This window comes from Paenibacillus sp. T2-29 (assembly GCF_052921365.1).
In genome coordinates, this window is record NZ_JBREVE010000003.1 from 482,372 (window position 1) to 499,639 (window position 17,268).

The 17,268-nt window shown below is 44.5% G+C and carries 15 protein-coding genes; 12 read left to right on the forward strand and 3 right to left on the reverse strand.

Annotated elements, in window-relative coordinates:
- Window positions 1-14: 14 nt before the first annotated feature.
- Window positions 15-353, forward strand: coding sequence for a L,D-transpeptidase (locus ACU1JV_RS11865; RefSeq protein ID WP_013370779.1), 339 nt, complete (start codon window positions 15-17; stop codon window positions 351-353).
- A gap of 35 nt (window positions 354-388) precedes the next feature.
- Here ACU1JV_RS11865 and ACU1JV_RS11870 read toward each other — a convergent pair whose 3' ends face one another.
- Window positions 389-1,408, reverse strand: coding sequence for a flagellar motor protein MotB (locus ACU1JV_RS11870; protein ID WP_231124575.1), 1,020 nt, complete (start codon window positions 1,406-1,408; stop codon window positions 389-391).
- Window positions 1,409-1,623: 215 nt separating this feature from the next.
- On the opposite strand from ACU1JV_RS11870, the gene ACU1JV_RS11875 reads away from it, so the two are divergent.
- Window positions 1,624-1,773 (forward strand): hypothetical protein, encoded by a 150-nt coding sequence (locus tag ACU1JV_RS11875; RefSeq protein ID WP_023988262.1) that lies wholly within the window; start codon window positions 1,624-1,626, stop codon window positions 1,771-1,773.
- A gap of 128 nt (window positions 1,774-1,901) precedes the next feature.
- Here ACU1JV_RS11875 and ACU1JV_RS11880 read toward each other — a convergent pair whose 3' ends face one another.
- Window positions 1,902-2,141 (reverse strand): hypothetical protein, encoded by a 240-nt coding sequence (locus ACU1JV_RS11880; protein WP_013370782.1) that lies wholly within the window; start codon window positions 2,139-2,141, stop codon window positions 1,902-1,904.
- 390 nt (window positions 2,142-2,531) lie between these two features.
- Here ACU1JV_RS11880 and ACU1JV_RS11885 point away from each other — a divergent pair, with 390 nt between their 5' ends.
- The 9 genes from ACU1JV_RS11885 to ACU1JV_RS11925 all read left to right on the forward strand — a co-directional run bounded on the left by ACU1JV_RS11885 (window position 2,532) and on the right by ACU1JV_RS11925 (window position 13,859).
- Window positions 2,532-2,852, forward strand: coding sequence for a hypothetical protein (locus ACU1JV_RS11885; RefSeq protein WP_013370783.1), 321 nt, complete (start codon window positions 2,532-2,534; stop codon window positions 2,850-2,852).
- Window positions 2,853-2,919: 67 nt separating this feature from the next.
- Window positions 2,920-6,915, forward strand: coding sequence for a type VII secretion protein EssC (essC, locus tag ACU1JV_RS11890; RefSeq protein ID WP_413985975.1), 3,996 nt, complete (start codon window positions 2,920-2,922; stop codon window positions 6,913-6,915).
- Window positions 6,916-6,931: 16 nt separating this feature from the next.
- A complete protein-coding gene (locus tag ACU1JV_RS11895; protein ID WP_413985976.1) occupies window positions 6,932-7,774 on the forward strand; it encodes a hypothetical protein in 843 nt (280 codons plus the stop codon).
- Between the two features lie 5 nt (window positions 7,775-7,779).
- Window positions 7,780-8,316, forward strand: coding sequence for a WXG100 family type VII secretion target (locus ACU1JV_RS11900; RefSeq protein ID WP_013370786.1), 537 nt, complete (start codon window positions 7,780-7,782; stop codon window positions 8,314-8,316).
- A 258-nt stretch (window positions 8,317-8,574) separates the two neighbouring features.
- Window positions 8,575-8,850, forward strand: a complete 276-nt coding sequence (locus tag ACU1JV_RS11905; protein WP_007430133.1) for a WXG100 family type VII secretion target — start codon at window positions 8,575-8,577, stop codon at window positions 8,848-8,850.
- A gap of 203 nt (window positions 8,851-9,053) precedes the next feature.
- The gene (locus ACU1JV_RS11910) at window positions 9,054-11,096 is read left to right on the forward strand and encodes a hypothetical protein (protein WP_413985977.1); all 2,043 of its coding nucleotides are present in this window, start codon (window positions 9,054-9,056) and stop codon (window positions 11,094-11,096) included.
- An 83-nt stretch (window positions 11,097-11,179) separates the two neighbouring features.
- Complete coding sequence (locus tag ACU1JV_RS11915; protein WP_013370788.1) at window positions 11,180-11,932, forward strand: vWA domain-containing protein; 753 nt, start codon at window positions 11,180-11,182, stop codon at window positions 11,930-11,932.
- A gap of 12 nt (window positions 11,933-11,944) precedes the next feature.
- Window positions 11,945-12,781, forward strand: a complete 837-nt coding sequence (locus ACU1JV_RS11920) for a hypothetical protein (protein ID WP_413985978.1) — start codon at window positions 11,945-11,947, stop codon at window positions 12,779-12,781.
- Between the two features lie 268 nt (window positions 12,782-13,049).
- Entirely contained in the window at window positions 13,050-13,859 is an 810-nt protein-coding gene (locus ACU1JV_RS11925; RefSeq protein ID WP_058829515.1) for an SDR family oxidoreductase, read from the forward strand.
- Window positions 13,860-14,662: 803 nt separating this feature from the next.
- Here ACU1JV_RS11925 and ACU1JV_RS11930 read toward each other — a convergent pair.
- Window positions 14,663-15,823, reverse strand: coding sequence for a peptidase M56 (locus tag ACU1JV_RS11930; RefSeq protein ID WP_413985979.1), 1,161 nt, complete (start codon window positions 15,821-15,823; stop codon window positions 14,663-14,665).
- Between the two features lie 273 nt (window positions 15,824-16,096).
- On the opposite strand from ACU1JV_RS11930, the gene ACU1JV_RS11935 reads away from it, so the two are divergent.
- Window positions 16,097-16,999: a copper amine oxidase N-terminal domain-containing protein gene (locus tag ACU1JV_RS11935; RefSeq protein ID WP_413985980.1), complete on the forward strand. Its 903-nt coding sequence runs from the start codon at window positions 16,097-16,099 to the stop codon at window positions 16,997-16,999.
- Window positions 17,000-17,268: the final 269 nt, after the last annotated feature.

The following is a 17,268-nucleotide window of genomic DNA, read 5'->3' on the forward strand; positions in this document are numbered from 1 at the left end:
AAAGGGGTGAACATATGCCGAACTACAGCATTGTGGTGGATTTATCGGATCGTCGTCTATATTTAAAAGATGGAAGTCAGATCGTTCTTAGTTATCCAGTCGGTATTGGGAAGGTGGCTACACAGACACCGCATGGGCAGTTTACGATTATTAACAAACAGCCCAATCCGGGCGGTCCTTTCGGAGCGTTCTGGATGGGGCTGTCCAAGCCGCATTATGGCATTCACGGCACCAATGAGCCATCGTCCATTGGCCAGATGGTGTCACATGGCTGTATTCGAATGCAGAATAAGGATGTGCTGGAGCTTCAGGAGAAGGTAAGTATAGGAACGCCGGTCACGATACAGCCATAACGTCTAGACGATATAGGATTCCTTTGGCTGCCTAGTTACGATTTGGGTTGAATTTGGACACGGGCTTCAATCCGATTGGAGCCCTCTTTGTCGTCTGCGGATTTAACTAAAGATCCCGCAAGACGTTCTCCATTTGTACCGTAAGCCTGTTTGGCGTTGGTCCACATATCTTCGTTCGGTTCGAAACTTATGACCAGGGTGTAGCGGTTGGCAAGGCTCGGCTTTTTGACCCTCATGCTGAAGGAACCATCAGGCATGACCTTGGTTTGATCATCGTAGCCAAACTGCCATCGTCCCGGAAAATCAATTGTGAGCTTGACGTCCGAACCCTCGAGCAAATTGCTGCGTGCATATACATGATAATAATTTCCTTTCTGCTTCACATCAGGCTTAATCCACACTTTAGGGCTACCGTAGTCCTTTGGTTTGTTCCAGACAGGCTTGATTAGAGGGACATGTCGATCTTGTTCAGGATCAAACTCAGCACCTATCCGAATTTCTTGCAAAAGTTGTTCGTTTTCTTCGTATTGATATACATAAGGGCCTTCTAATTTGTTGCCACCACTACCATACAAATTTCGTATTTCTTTGTCTTGGTCATCCGGGCGAAATAGAACAGTCAGATCCATACTACCCTGTATACCAGGTCGGTGCACTTGGAGTACAAAACTTCCGTCCTTTTGAATAGTTGCCTCGTCCGTGTATCCGGTTAACAGAGAGTTTTTGACTGCAAGATTCCCTTTGATCCGTGCTCCAGAAGGCAGGTTGGAATGTCCTGTAACCTTCACTGTATTTTTATCAATACTTACGTCACCTGAAATTTCGACATAGCTGCTGCCTTGCTGATGGACAGGTGCATCGTTGGCGGCTCGTTCATCAAGGGATGATGCAGCTTGGTTCGGATTACCTGTTACGGTATAGGCACGTGCTTCAGCTTCGTGTTGGGCCATACTTCGAGTTGAGGCTTTCTCCCTGCTGCATGCAGCCAGCATAATTAGGATGAAGAACATACATAAAAGGTTCCAGCTTATTTTGGTCATCATGTGCGTATTCATGGTTTTTACTCGCTCCTTGTCCGTAGCTTCCAGGCTATACTGATAAAACTTTCGAAACTTTATGTATTTACCCTATTTAAAGGGTATGTAATCCTGCCTGCTTTATCCTAGTCAGAGCGTGCGTGTTTAAACAACAGGCGGAATGGTTAAAAATGGATAGCCTGACCATCCCCTTGAAAAGCAGGGGTAGCTTGCTGTAAAGGAGCCTGAGTCATATGTCCATTGACCGTTTTATCTTAAAAAAGCTGGACAACTGCCGGGAAGAGCATACACGCGCTAATTTACTAGAACTGTTTAGAATACGAATTGAGAAGGCGCAGAATAAGGAACGAGGCGGTAAAAAGGGTTATCGCAGAATACTATAAATAGAGTCTGATCAAATGCATAGGCTGAGGTAAGTCATATGTAGCATGTTTCAAAAACGCTGATTTGGAGAGGGTGCCGAAATGCCCCTCTCTTTTTTGTGTCTAATGCAAACAAAAAAAAGTCCCTCTTAATAGAGGGACAATGCCAATGAATCATTTTCACTAACGCTATGCAGGATGGCTTCACAACCGACAATCTCTATACTGATCAAAGAGTTAAGACATTTTTGAAGGGCACGCTTGCCGCTGGAGATTTTGTTCTCCAAAGTATTACTTAGAAGTTTTAAGGTTTTTTGTACCGGTTGCTTATTTTCTTGATTGAAGTATACGGGAATACGTTTGTTTTGAAATGTAATTAATGTTCTCACAAAAATCACCTCACCTGAGTTATTTCATGGCTTTATTGTAGTGCCCGTTTCTTAAAATTACCTTAAAAACACCTTATAAAAACATAAAGGTCTGAAAAATTTACAAAGTGTTCACAACAATTTGGGTAACAATCGAATTTAGTTCTAACTAATCGACAAAATAACGTAAGCACGCAAATTAAATTTTGTAAATACCTATTTTTGATTCATATGACTCTACCATTAATTTTAAGCATGCCTAAAGTCATTGTTTTATTTTGAGAGTGGGTATTTTGTAACAAATTGACAGTCTAATAGACGGATGCTACAGTTACGATAGCCATATTTCCGTAGAAATAGGCTTTTTGCGTGAGTATTGCTGTATAAATTAAGGATCGGGAGGGATGACAGATGATCCTGACCGTGCTTTCAGGACGACAGGAAACAGAGTGGTTTGATATTGAGGTGGCTGATGAATACTCGGTGGAACATTTAAAATTGATGCTGGGTGTGCGTATTTTTGGTGAGCCTCCGGCTGAAGGCATGCAATATATTATGGAAGCAAAATTCCCAGAAGGGCTTTGGTTCAGAGTGGAGGATAACCAGCTACTCACAGGAGCAGGTTTGCGGGAAGGCTGTACTGTGCGCATTCAGCGAGCTTTTTCGACAACTCAGGACGAGGCGCCTGTATATGGAAGGCGTTCTTTGTTTCAAACTGAAAAAAATGGGTAAATACACACATGAAATAATATGAAACCTTGGTAAAATGAAATAGTAAGCGAAAAGGGGGACTTTTGTCTTGAATGTATTATACCAGCGATCCCCGAGATTAAGACCGGCCCTCCGGGAGGAGAAGCTGGAGATTTTGCGGCCTCCGGCTGAGCCGAGCAAGCCGTCTTTTTCTATTATATCTATACTTATTCCGTTAATGATGACGTTGGTGACTGTAGGCTTTTACGTATATATGAGCAGAACAGGCAAGATGGGCAACAGTAACTATCTGATGTTCCAGATGGTCACTGTGGTCATGATGCTTACATCTTATACGATTCCTTTTTTCGTCTATTTAAATAATAAGAAGGAATATAAGCGCAAGTTGGAGGAACGGGACCGAATGTATCGGGAACAGCTCCAAAAGCATCGTGAAGAACTCGAAATGAAACGCGAAGAGCAAATTCGCACACTATATGAAATTCACGGTGATCCGCAAATATGCACTCAAATCGTAAAAAACCGCAACAGTTCTCTTTGGGAACGATCACCAGAGGATGAAGATTTTTTACAGGTACGTATCGGGACTGGACAAGTTCCCTTTCATATTAAACTGCAAATTCCACGACCTGACGGTTATGACCGTGATCCCTTGTTGGGGGCTGCAGATGAACTGGAGGAAGAATTTCGTTTGGTGGACGCTGCTTCCATCACATTACCGCTGTTTCAATCCAAAGTGGTTGGATTGGTCGGCGAGCGGGAGCATACCCTGGCTGCGTTAAGAGTGATCTTGGCACAAGTGACGGTTCGTCATTCGCCGGATGAAGTGAAAATTGCCTCCTTCTATGATGAGCGAGAGGAAAGTGAATGGACTTGGATGCGCTGGCTCCCGCATGTGTGGGACGATGACCGAATCCAGAGAATGATGTCAGACCGCAGTAGTAGCGCCCATCAATTAGCTGACTTTCTGTTTGCCAGATTGAACCGCCGAAAAAATAATCGCAATGAACGTCAGGGCAAAGGTATGGAAGCGCCGTGTTATGTCATTGTTTTATCTGATACCCAACTGATTGAGGAAGAACCTTTGCTGCCGTTGTTGCTAGAGGACGGCCGAGCCATAGATGCGTGTACGATTGTGCTGGCTTCTCGTAAAGAAGCTTTGCCAATGCAGTGTCAGCTGATTGTGGAGGCTTCCAAGGAACAGGGTGTATATGCCCTTAAATCAGAATCAGCGGAGGTTGAACAGCAAAGTTTTAAACCGGATCGTTTATCCAAAGAGGAAGCCGATGCATTGGCGCGGTACATGGCGCCTATTCGTTTGAAGCGTTCTTCGGCTTCTGATATTCCCGCTGTTCTGCCTCTTTTTGATATGATGAGTGTAGCAAGTGTGGAAGAACTGGATGTGGCAGACCGGTGGCGACGTAACCGCCATCCTGATACATTACCCGTCCCGATGGGCGTGCGGGCAGGCGGCAAAAAGATTATGATTAACCTGCATGATAAAATAGAGCGTCAAGGTCATGGTCCCCATGGCTTGATCGCCGGTACGACAGGTTCAGGGAAGAGTGAGGTTATTCAGTCTATCGTAGCCTCGCTCGCTGCTGAGTTTCACCCGCATGATCTTGCTTTTATGCTGATCGATTACAAGGGTGGTGGCATGTCCAACACGTTCGTTAACTTGCCGCATGTTGTGGGCACGATCACGAACCTGGACAATAATTTGATTGAGCGTGCTAAAATATCTCTTAAAGCAGAACTAGTTCGTCGACAGAAGATATTGAACGATGCGGGCAATTTACAACATATTGATGAATATTACAGACTACTCCGGCAGCGGCAGGAACAACCGCTGCCTCATCTGGTTATTATTATTGATGAATTTGCACAGTTAAAGCGGGATCAGCCAGAATTTATGGACGAGCTAATCAGTATTGCCGCAATTGGGCGGACATTAGGTGTCCATCTGATTTTGGCGACTCAAAAGCCTGCTGGTGTTGTAGATGATAAGATTTGGAGTAACTCCAGGTTCCGGATCTGCTTGCGGGTGCAAAGTGAAGGTGATAGCCGTGATATGTTGAAAATACCGAATGCCGCGTGGATAACGAAGCCGGGACGAGGATATTTTCAAGTGGGTAGCGACGAAGTGTTTGAAGAAATGCAATTTGCTTGGAGCGGTGCGCCGTATATAGGCAACAGAGACATTTCTTCTGCCTTACCTGTTCATGAAGTGAGACTGAACGGGAAACGTGAAGCGCTATTGACGGGTGGCGAACGGGCAAGCTCAGGCTTAAAAGGAGAAGAAGCTCCCAAACAGCTTCAGGTATTTATTGATTATATTGCAAAAGAAGCAGCTAAGGCAGGAATCGAACGTCTTCAGGGACCGTGGCTTCCGCCGCTGCCAGAAATGTTGGATTTAACTAATCTACCGCAATGTACCGAAATAGATAGTACATCATCATCCTTGGAGCTCAAGTCTCTTATTGGACTGGTCGATGATTTGCCGAATCAACGGCAGGAGCCGATGTATGCGTCGCTGGATCATGGTCATTGGGCTGTGTATGGCATGCCGGGCATGGGGAAAACGACCTTTTTGCATACGTTGCTGATGTCCACGGCTCAGCGTTACGCTGCGAATCATTGGAACGGTTATATCATTGACATGGGTCGAACCATGCGCGACTTTGGAGAGCTTCCACAAATCGGTGCTGTTATGATGGCCGAGGAGGATGACCGGATTAAACGGTTGTTCCGCTATCTGTTCAAGATGGTGGCCCTACGCAAGGAAATGCTTTCTGAGGTTGGCGTCAAAACAATAAGTTCTTTTCGACGTTCTGCTGTCGAGGATGTTCCGCAAATTGTCGTAGTTATTGATGGATACCTTAATTTTCGAAATGCCTATCCGGATGAAAATGAACTGCTGGAATCTCTTTTGCGTGAAGGAGGCAGTCTAGGTATCACGTTCATCATTACAGCGAACCGGATTACCGATGTGTTTGAGAAGTTCCGCAGTAACATACCTAATGCTGTTTCTTTCGAATTGGCTGATCCTAGTGACTACTATTATGCGGTAGGACGACCAGCCAAAACACCAGGACCGTTAATTCCGGGTCGGGCTCTGGTTAAAGGGCATGTTCCTCCGCTGGAGTTCCAGACGGCACTGCCTTCACCAGGAGAAGATGAGGCGGAACGATCAGCACAACTGCGTCGCAATATCGCTGGCATTGTGCAGGGATGGAAGGGCAAGCACGCACCCGCCATTCTCCCATTGCCTGAGCGGGTTCCACTGTTGGAATTACTTCAGCAGTGGGATCGGACGAGTGGACCATCAGGTGCGCTTCCTTACGAAGTACCTGTAGGCCTACAGAGTGACGATCTTGAGCCTTTTCTCCTGAATTTGAAAGAAGGGCCTAATTTTATCGTAGGTAGTCCAATGGAGGGTGGAAAAACCTCCTTCCTGATGAGTTGGATTATTTCGCTCGCTTATTACACGTCACCGGATCAAATGCAAGTCTATACGATCGATACACGCTATGGAGGCGGGGGACTATCCCGATTACGACATCTTCCTCATGTCAAGGCTGCTGCCGAAAGCGAGGAGGAAATGGGACCTCTGGTACAACAGGTGCATGATATCGTTCAACAACGGAGCAAGGATGGGAATGATCCCGAACTGCTCCTGGTCATTGATGATGCGGATATGTTAAGCAAGCAACTGAACGATTTTATGATAAAGGATCAGCTTTCCGCCATTGTACGGTTGGGACGTGATCGCAATGTGCATGTCGTGCTATCGGGTGTGCCATCTGATTTCCCTACCTTTGGTGTGGACTGGTTTAATGATGTCAAGGCAAGCCAAAGCGGTATGCTTTTTGGAACACTGGATTCGAATGATTTATCGTTCTTTCGTATCCCTTATTCGGAAGCAAATGCTGCTGCTGGTGGCCTAAAAGTCCTGCCTCCTGGGCAGGGATACTACGTACGACGCAAATTTACCAGGATAAAAGCGGCGATTCCCTTCTCAGAGCAAATGAGCTGTGAGGATTGGATAACGAAAATTCGTGACCGATGGCATGTTGTAGTTTGAAGGGAGGTGGCTCATAATGTTAACGTTTCAAGCTTCCAAGCAGAAGTTAATAACCCTCAAGGCAAAGGAACTGTTTTTTCTGGCAGGCGTATTGGGTTCTGACAGACTGCTTGGGGTGGAAGATCCGTTTAAGGGCTATCTAGCAGAGGAGTTGGCGGAAGAGTGGGAGCAGGTTAAAGCTGCTCTTCTGGAAAAGGGTTATCTGAAGCAGGCCGATAAGGGCAAAGAGCTGGCTATGCCTCCTACCGTTTTTTCAAGAGTTGCTATCGCGGGATTATCCAACAGGGCTTGCCGTATACGCTATGTAAGGGGAGGTAAGCAGTTTGAAGGCTATCTTCATTGCACGAATGAGCGTGTGGTGGAGCTTGTGAAATCTGTTGACGAACCCGATGAATATCGTCTGTACGATCTGGGTAATGTGGAAAAGGCTTGCGAAACATTGATTGATAAAATGGGCTGGGTTGATCGGCTTGTACCTGAATCTCCCGCGCTTATGTTTTCCAAGCAGGCTTTTAATAAAATTTACGAGCAATCTACTGGAGAAAGTTTGTCTCAAATCAGCAGTAAGCTAACCGAAGCTAGCGGAGATGAAGAGGGGGCGATGAGACTGGCTCAGTCTTTGAGTTCCCGTGTAGCCGAGGGAGAATTGCAATTGCTGGTCTGGAACGGCAGAGAGTGGGAGTCACAACGGGCAGCTTTTGTCCTGTGTCCTGCAATGAACTGGATATTTCGGATGAGCTCTGCTGGTAACGGAGACTGGTTGATTGCAGCTATGGCTTCAAGAGATCAGTTTGTGGATTTATTATTAAATTGGTTGAAACAGTCGGCAGTGACTGAAGAAGTGACAGAAGAAGGGTGATGGATATGCGCATTCGAGTTGAACCGGATGTGCTTCGGGGGCTTAGCGGGCAGCTACAGCATGCGGCGGAGCAAATTCAACAGTTAACAGCAGGTTTGGAGCAGGCGTTACAATCGCTGGATTGGGATGTATCTGCACGTGAGGCGATCTTGAATCAGTGGATGCAAGCCAAGCGGATGTCAGAACAGATTCATGCTTATCTCCATACATCAGGTACACAACTGAACCGAAAGGCAGAGCAGTTTCAGTCTGTTGACCACAACTATCAAACGATTCTGCCATTTGCCAGCCAACCATTGGGACGACCCGTCACGATGCTCGATTGGTCGAATCAACAATCACCGTCTATTCTGCCTGGGCAAGCTTCGGAAGGAAGCAGTCTAATTTCCAACCCGCAGTCTGTCGTACATGCTATTGCAGGTGTACAGCCTTCGGATGTAGGCACCCTGCATCAGGATATTCTGAAGCAGGCGTCTTCTAGCAGTCCGCAGGATTGGTATTTTACTGACCCGTCTATAGCAAGAGATCAGCCTGTCGCTTAGTTCGGATCGTTCCGAGATGATCTGGATCGACTTGTAAATCCATATGAATTTGTTATACCATTCCCGGTTTTATGGGACTAATATGGGACTTATTAGGTGGTTGTTTTATTAAGATTGTACTGTTAGATGCTGCTTTCTAGTTAAAAAGTGGGATTATTGCAATTAGGTCCTTTGCCTTTTGTAGGGAATTAAATAGCCATAGTACAATTTGAACCAGCTAAACAAAAACATTTTTTATCATCAAGGAGGACGCAAAAAATGGCAGGACGCATTTTAATTACCCCAGAACAGGTTGATCAGGTAGCTAACCAATTTAAACAAAGTGGTGAGCAAAGCCAGCAGATCGTTTCCAGCTTGACTCAATCCATCTCCGGTATGGAAGGTCAATGGGAAGGTATGACTAAACAACGCTTTTTCCAAGAGTTCCAAGAAGCTAGCAAACAAATGCAAGCTTTCGTAACGACTTTGAATAGCATTAGCCAAGAATTGACAGCTATCGCTAACAAATTCCGTACGGTTGACCAAGCGAAATAAGTTGTCATGCCTGATCGGCATTAACTAATCATATATCATTCTATAAAGAAGCAATATGTGAACCCATTCCTCACGGTTTGGCACAGATTGTACAGGAAAAACCGGGCGATCTTCGGATACCCGGTTTTCTTGCCATCCATAGACGTATATAATAAAGGTGAGGAAAACTAGCATACTGAACGATATAAGGAGAGGGATGTTTCATGTCTTTTCAACCGAATCCGGGAGACGAATTGATCATAAACGGCACAGCTTATGTGGTTGGACGACATCCCGCTGCACCCGGTTTAGCCTATGCACAAGCAGGGAGGCAGGGAATTGTATACCAGCTGATTGCCAAAAACGGAGCACCGCATGAGGCGAAAGCCCTTAAAGTGTTTTTTCCGAAGTTTCGCATCCCGGCTATGGTTTATCAATCTGAGCATATGGAAACATACGGGGATATTCCCGGTTTGCAGGTATGCAAGCGTGATGTGCTCACTCCAGAAAGAAACGGAAGTCTGATCGCTGAACAGCCTGATTTGCTGTACGCGGTGCTGATGCCATGGGTTCATGGTATGACATGGTTCGATTGTCTCACAGATCAGCGTCAGCTTGAGACTTCCGATAGTCTGGCTTTAGCCAGAGCACTGGCAGGGATCGGTTCAGCGATGGAGCAAAAAGGATTGGCTCACTGTGATTTATCGGCGCCTAATGTTATGCTTCCGTTTTTTTCTGAAGTGGAACTGCCTGAAGGCACGTCAGCTGTCGAATTGGTAGACGTGGAGCAAATGTATAGCACCAAAATGGATCGTCCAGATGCACTATTAGCAGGATCGCCAGGGTATGCTGCACATCGTACCGTTCACAGCGGGTTATGGAGTGCATATGCAGACCGTTTTGCAGGGGCTATCATTATTGGGGAGATGCTAGGCTGGTCTGACCGTGTGGTGGTCGATAAAGCGTGGGGCGAAAGTTATTTTGATCAGCATGAAATGCAGACGCCTTGCGAACGTTATTTTATTTTACGGAAATCGCTTGAATCCCGTTGGGGCAGCAAGGTGGTAGAACTATTTAGTCGTGCCTGGGATAGTCAGGATTTAAGTAGTTGTCCTACCTTTGGCGAATGGTTGGTTGTACTTAATGCGGTTACTGAGCAGGAAATTCCTGTTGAGACTATAGAAACTGAGCCAGCTGTGACAGAAACAATAGAATCGGCGGCGGCGGGGTCCTCAAGTGAAACGGTATCCTCTTTGGCAACCCCTGCACCGCTCAAAGCTGAACAGGCTGCATTGCTAAATCAGGATGTCCTAGAGCAGGGAGAGCGTGGAGTAACGGACAAGCTGTTTCGACAGGCGCGTGAACTGGAGCAGCAGAACAAACCTGCTGCAGCGTTGGAAGTCTATCGTTCGTTGTATCACTTTGTAGAAGACGGCAGTCCTTTGCATGTGGAGGTGTCGGCTGCGATTACAGGACTGGAGGAGCAGCTGAATCCCAAGATGCCAGAGCAATCTGAAAAATCGAAAGCCTGGTATCGCTCCAAAATGTTTATCGTTACAGCTTCGGCCGCAGTTGTTCTTTTGGCAGCTGGAATCCCAACTGTGAGTATTCTTGCAGATCAGTCTAATCAGCGACAAATCGAGGCTACAAAGCAAGAAGAGGCATTGAAGGCTGCAAAAGCGGCCGAGGAAAAGTTGGCAGCTGAGCAGGAGGCCGCTCAAAAATCGCTAACGGAGAAACAACGGCAGGAAGCTGAACAGCAGGCCAAACAACAGGCTCTTGCTGCTCAAAAGCAACAGGAAGAGCAAAAGAAACAACAAGCTCTGATCGCTCAACAGGTTAAATATGAAGCTTATCTCGCCCAAAAGGAACAAAACAAGCAGGCTGCTGCCAAGTTGGCCAAGCAAAAAGCATATGATCAACAGGCAAAGTATGAAAAATACCTGGCCTTGAAAAAGGAGCAGGAAGCTCGTGCCGCCAAGGAAGAAGCAGCTCGTAAAGCAGCAGCTGAGGCGGAACAAAAGCGAAAAGACGCTATACAGGCACGTAACAAGGAGAATGTTCTTCAGCTTATTTCCTTGTACAACAAGGCGTATGCTTCTCAGGAAGGTGGAAGCACGGCGAAGGCAAAGAGCTTTGCCAAACGTTTTAGAGCATTATATGACAGTAATCCTTCTTATTATCGTTCAGTAGGTGAAGTGGGTTATCGGGCTTCCTCTATTTATAACTTTTTAGGAGATACGAATTTTAGACTGCCTAAAATTTGATGTTCATATGTTTATGTATGGAAGAATGATAGATTAGGAAACAGAGACAGATCAAAGGTAACTGAGGGGAGCATGTACAAAACATGAACTATACAATACAGGCTTCACAACGTACTCCCGCCCTGATCATTTACCTGATTGACATCAGCGCGTCGATGAACATGCTGATGGAAGGGCGGCGGCGTATTGACGTTGTATATGAAGCTATATCGCTAGCGATTCGACAAATGGTTTTCCGATCGACCAAGGGAAATCGGTTGACTGCGCGCTATCGGATTGCAATTTTGGCTTATAGTGACGACGTGTATGACCTGCTGAATGGTGTCAAGGGAATTGATGAAATTGCGGCCATTGGTTCGTTGCCTGATTTGACACCCAAACGATTCTCAGATTCAGCAAAAGCCTTCTTGCAAGCTGAACGTATTTTGCAGGCGGAATTACCAGGGATGCAGGATTGTCCTGCACCTTTGGTCTGCCATATGACAGATGGTGTTTCCACAGGCGATGATCCGGAACCGATTGCGAAGCGCATTATGAACATGAGTGTACCAGACGGCAATGTACTGGTGGAAAATATATTTTTATCCGACAGGTTGCTGGAAACGCCTATTCAGGACCCACGTCGCTGGAAAGGGCTGACGCATAATACGCCGTTGCAGGATGAACATGCTGTGAAATTACGTAATATGTCTTCTGTACTTCCTGAAAGCTATCGGGAAATGCTGTTTGAGGCAGATTATCAGTTAGGTGAAGGAGCCATTATGATGCTACCTGGAACCTGTGCGGAACTGGTGTCCATTGGTTTTCAAATGTCAGCTGCAACACCTGTACGGTAAGGAGGTAAAAGCATGAATCCACTGCTGTCCCTGCTCCCCACGAGCAAAAAAAAAGGATTGAATGAAAGGCTGACTCAGCAATTTGCTTACATAAGCTCTCAGACAGGCGATCAGCCTTTATCATCTCATCACAGTCGCTTTATGTGTCGTTATGGCTATGGAAGGTCTGCCGAATCTGCCAGCATGGGGGAAAGTGGACAGGATTTTGCCGCAGTACGTATTCATAAATCTGTCTGTTGTTTTGTCTTGTGTGATGGTGTCGGGCTCAGTTACCGAGGAGATTTTGCAGCCCGCTATCTAGGGTCTTCTTTACTGGATTGGATGGAACAGAGGCAGGATCTGTCTGCTAATCAATTGAAGGAGTATCTTGAGCGTCTGGCAGGTGCAGCTACTGAGGAACTGGATCGGCAGCCTCTGGATCACGAATCAGGCTTAATGCGTTCAGTACTGGAAGATAAACGTCGTCAGGGAAGCCAGTCCATGTATATTTGCGGTAAAATCGAACTGCCGAAACGAGGTACCCGTGGTCGTCTCCGACTTGCCTGGCAAGGAGATTCACGTTTGCGATTGTGGAACGGTGCGGAAGAAATCAGCGAACTGTTTGATCATACCTTCTCTACTGCGGAGCGCTGGTCTACAAGCCGTGGGCCGATTGGAGGGAAGCCGCATTGGTACGAAAGAAGCATACTCGCAGATATGCCAATGAGATTACAAGTATATACGGACGGTTTGTCCGATTTAGATCCTATTCGCGAGCCTGTCCCTGATGAGCAGATACAGGTATTGCTGGATGCGTCTCATACCGGGGGACTTGATGATGATGCTGCATTTATTGAGCTGCAGTGGTAAATGAATAAGCCAAAGGACGTATACATCCATTATTTATGGTTGTAGAACGTCCTTTTTTTTGATCAATCCATAGAAAACTACGAATAGGCAAGATATTGACGGAATGTAGCGAGAGAGAAGAAGAAAAGAAGTACTAATGCACGAAATATTCGACCTTTTCCTGAATATCGCAACGGAACAGCAAAAAATGCGCAAAAATGGTGATTATAAAGTATACCCTTTTGGGTAATCTTGTGATTATACAGATTATTGAAAGGGAGCGATACATATGAGCTACACATATGCAGGAGGCGCACGGTTTGAAGGTAAAACTGCTCTAATTACGGGGGCTGGCTCTGGCATTGGTAAGGCAACGGCCATTCAAATGGCTAGAGAAGGAGCAAATGTCGCTCTTTTTGACGTAAGTAATGATCGTATTTTGGAGACGGAAAGAGAAATTAATGCCATACGTGAAGGGGCAGCCCGGGCTTTTGACGTGGACATTGCCGATCCGGTGCGTGTGGAAAAAGCAGTTCTGGAAGCGGTTGAATTGTTTGGCGGACTGCATATCATTTTTGCCAATGCGGGGATTAACGGGGTCGTCGGACCGATCGAGGAGCTGAGCATTGAGGATTGGCGGCAAACATTGTCAACGAATCTGGATGGAACCTTCCTGACGGTGAAGTACACAATACCACATTTGAAAAAGAACGGTGGCGGCAGCATTATCATTACCAGCTCGATTAATGGAAATCAGCGTTTTACCAGCTTTGGGATGTCAGCCTACAGCACATCAAAGGCAGGTCAAACCGGTTTTGCTAAAATGGCAGCCCTGGAGCTGGCCAAGTTTAGTATTCGTGTCAATGTCATCTATCCAGGGGCAATTTCGACGAATATTGATGAAACCACTGAGAAATCAGAAGGGTTAAAGCAGATTACCATCCCTGTGCAATTTCCTGAAGGAGATCAGCCGTTGGCAGATGGACCGGGGCAACCCGAGCAGGTTGCTGATTTGGTGACATTCTTGGCATCTGATCATTCGCGTCACATCACTGGCGCACAAATTGTGATTGACGGGGCAGAGTCGTTATTGTTTTAGAACAAAACCTTAAGTGTTTTTTATATTGCAGCCTATTGATATTTTTTTGATCAATGGGCTATATTTACACAGTTGCCTTATAAATATACTGGATAAATCTCTGGAATGGATTTACTTTACTTTATTTTATTTTATTTTATTTGATAGAAAAATAAGGGTTAGTAGAATAAACAGATACAATGAACAGTGGTTTTTTTTGAATACGACTTAAGTGCATGAGCACTAAATAGTTGGATTGCTCAGCATCTAAATTCCTGATTGTTTACAGATAAAGCAAATAGCACAACCGAAGAAAATGAATCCTTGCTTTACGTAAGAAAAAGCTAGTTTGTAGTCGTGTCATCAGACGATGGTAGTTTTTCACCTAATTAAAGGAACACTCGACCCAATAAAGCTCTTTATAGAGCTCTAGAGTCCAAAATCATAACTGGGATGTACTTGATATTTTTACCTGCTAGGTTGTATAGGCACCAAATAACACGCTGCCTCCACCCGAATCGAGTAAGGAAAGCGTGTTTTTAAAAAAATCATCCCAATACCCGCTTTCTGTTAGAGTCGAAAGTAGAAGCAGATTAATTTGCAATAGCAGAGGAAAAAGGAATGAGCTAAATTACTTCAAGGGACGCCTTCACAGGCCATTCATTGGGTAACATTACTTTCGACAGAATCCCTTTTCGATTTAATAACAAACTAAGCCTCCCAAAATCATAACTGGGGGGGATAACTTATTATGCAACTTCAATCTTATTGAAGAGGAGTGAGAACTAAAGTCCTCAAACTATCTTCCTGGTTTTTATCCAGACCTAGGAAGGCCGTAGCATAAAAAACATTATTTTGCTTCCAAAAATAGTAGGTTTGACTTTTGAGCTTTGATTTGTCGTTGCTGGAATAGAGGGGTCCAAAGTAGACGTGGTTGTTGTCGGCGTAAGCCGATATTTCAACCCCACTAATCTCCAGCTTACGAATGAACGAGAGCTTAGCCGTTTCAAAAAGCGGCGCTTTACTTTGATAGAAAAAAAGTTCGTCATTCGGGTCATCATAATTGTGGAATTGTACGGTGCACGATAGGTGTTCCACAGAGCATCTGCAGTTTGTCTAAACGAGTAACTAGTATTCTGATCTTCCGCCCTCAACAAGATCGAGTCATTCAGTGTAAGATGAGTGTTCAGCAAGCTGTCAGGAAATTTCACTTTAAAGCCTAGAATATTCTTCGCTGCAAGTAAATCCGTCTCATCGTACAGAGGAAATGAATTCCCTTCTCCCTCGTAACGAACACGTTGGACTTGCTGTGGGAAAGTGAAGGATTGTACAACCTTTTCAATTTCTTTTTGCGTGAGCTTCTCCCAATTGATTGCATACGATACACCGTTATCCTGCCAGACAAAGCTGTTGGCTGCTTTTCGATTATGCTGAGAGCCTTGCTTTTTCGTGAATAACACGCCTTTTACATTTCCCAATGTAACCTCACTTTGTTGGAAAAACTGAGTTTGTGCTAACTTTTGTGAGTTTGGGGCACCCCACAGTAAATTATGTTCCAACATATTTCCTTTCCCTTTGGAAGCCAGCATCTCTATAAATTGCTCATTTTTGCTGCCAAATTTCGATACGAACATTATGGATACGACATTAAGAAGATCAGCTTGGTTGGCATCAGAAAAGAGTGTACTCAAATCTACAATTTCAAGCTGATAACCCTCGGGCAGATGATCAGGAACTTTAAAATCAAATTTTTTAAATTGGATTGCCCGATCCAGACTATGAAACCATTGAAACGAGCTGTTCAGCCTGTCAATTTTGAACGAGGAAGTGTCTCCTGCTTTAAGGACTGTGCGAGCATTCATATCAGGATCGGCGATCTCTTCTGTATGCGTCAAATTGGTGAGCAGGATAGCACTCAAGAAGAGCAACAAGAGAAATACCACGGCAAATAGCTTGTACAAGCGTCTTTTGTTTTTGAAAATCAATGTAAGTCTCCTTTTCATTTTTGTTACCATAGAAAAATTTGATAGATTCCCCGGTAGGAAGTAGTATCTCAATTGCCAGTAAGGAATTAGCTCGGTGCTTTATAGTATTGTTATAGAAAAGTATACCATATAAAGGTTATTTATGGTAAACTAGATTAGCTTCTTTGAGGGATGAAGGAAATTTGGATGTGAAGAAAGGGGAATCTAGCCACGATAGTCATTCAGCGTTAAAAATAAGGAATATCAATCTAAAACAGATAAGGAAGAATTATATTGAAGAAAACTTTTCTTAGTATTGTTGTTCTGCTTATACTTTCAGGAAATATGGCTAGTGCAAAGGCGAAGCCCATTCAATTAAACGCAAATGGCAATCTTCTTACTGATATGAAAAGTCCCATTGTTGTAAACAATACTAGTTTTGTACCTGTACGTGTTGTAGAGTCTTTAGGAGACTACAAAGTCGGTTGGAATAGTAAAAGTAAGACGATAACTGTGACTTGTGATGGCGATAGTCTACAGCTAACTGTTGGTAATAACGTTGCTCTTAAGAATCATAAAAAAATAAGCCTTAGCACTCCACCAGTTATGAAAGACGGCACGACTTATGTTCCTTTGAGATTTATTAGCGAGAATTTTAATGCTATTGTAGATTGGGACTCCAAGAACAATGGTATTGCTATTATAAACCCTGATCAAAATGTACAAAAGTTGATACAAAGTGGTGATTTGGCAAAAGCTAGATTGGGAGTTATTGGACTGCAAAGAGTTCAGTTCTATGTATCCAAGGATCGACCTGAAGGAGAAAGTTTCAGCTTTATTTTTCCTGAGAATGATTTTTCCAAGATGTATTTTATTTGGAGTGACAGTATTTATTATTACGAGTTGAAAAATGGTTATATGAGCTTAGCTTGGGAGGGAAAAAAGACTTTTTCTAAGCTGGATGGAACACACAGTTCTTTGTCTAAATACTTGGGGGGAGACATAGAAAGTATATGGGGTGAACAACCAGCTGTGACTAAACGACTTGTTTTCTTTAACGATAACACTGGATCAGTTGGGATGGTCGGTGAATATGGGATTATAGACACAAAGGGGAATGTAGTTGTATCCCATAAAGTAGAGGATGCTAAGCAGCTTGCAGACTTAATTGTTAATGTGCAAGAGGAAAAGAAATAATTAAGTTTCTTACCCCATTGTCTAATTGAGCAAAATGCTTGCGTGTGATTTATGGAGATGCATTTAGTGAACCTGGAGGTCCTGACAGGGAGACAGTTGAGCATGTACTGATCCATAGCGCAAACGCTGCAAACGATACCACAAGCCAAACATTTTCTTTAGTAAGCTACGTCAGAGGGATTCCTGGTCTTGGAAATACAGCAGAAGCATTCCGAATTCGGGGCGCTTCTTGTTCCTATTCTATTTCCGAGTATTTCGTTTATGGTCCA